The following is a 743-nucleotide window of genomic DNA, read 5'->3' on the forward strand; positions in this document are numbered from 1 at the left end:
AGTGAATGGGCCAGCGTGAATGGGCCAGCGTCTTCGGCGACGCCAAGATGACCACGGCGCTGCTGGACCGGCTCACGCACCACTGCCATATCCTTGAAACCGGCAACGACAGCTACCGGTTCAAGAACAGCTCAGCTCAACCCACCACTAAGAAGGAGTCCAAACCGAGGAAGTTACCCACAACCTGAGCCCAAGAGGCTCGAACAAGGGTGGGTCAGGATTGGACGGAAACGGTGGGTCAGGATGGCGTGGGAATCAACACCTGCAACCGCTAAAGCGTAATACGACGTCTTTTTCACCAATAACCTCCACGAGAAGCGCCGCACCAGTGGTGCGGCGCTTTAGCGAGCGTTGATAGCCCTAGAAGCACTCCTCTCTGATCCAGCAGTCAACAAGTCCGGTATAGCACTCGGTTTTGGCGCTGTTGCAATAACTTTCATTGGCTGCGTTGCACTGCTGCTGCCGGTCGGGACTGAAAACACCGACTCCAGTGCAGATGGCACCACGCGCCTGAACCGCCCCGGCAATCGCGGAGGCCTATTGGTTTAAGTCAGACGGTCGCGGCCTGACCAGCGCGTTGTCGATGGTAGTTGGCCTCGAACTCGGCCGGCGGGATGTAGCCCAGCGGCTCCATCAATCGGTGGTGGTTGAACCAGGCCACCCATTCCAGCGTGGCCAGCTCCACCGCCTGCTTGGTCTTCCACGGCCCGCGCCGATGGATCACCTCGGCCTTGTAGAGGCCG

Annotated in this window: 1 protein-coding gene and 1 pseudogene; one reads left to right on the top strand and one right to left on the bottom strand. The window is 59.5% G+C overall.

The genetic code is table 11. The features are described 5' to 3' along the window. Positions 1-17 precede the first annotated feature (17 nt). Positions 18-188 (top strand): annotated as a pseudogene (locus AC1D29_RS29535) (ATP-binding protein); the annotation flags it as partial. Between the two features lie 362 nt (positions 189-550). On the opposite strand, the gene AC1D29_RS29540 reads toward AC1D29_RS29535, so the two are convergent. Then, positions 551-743: IS3 family transposase (locus tag AC1D29_RS29540; RefSeq protein WP_477904340.1), on the bottom strand; the 193-nt coding region annotated here is incomplete at its 5' end.

The organism is Roseateles sp. P1_C6 (genome assembly GCF_056406315.1).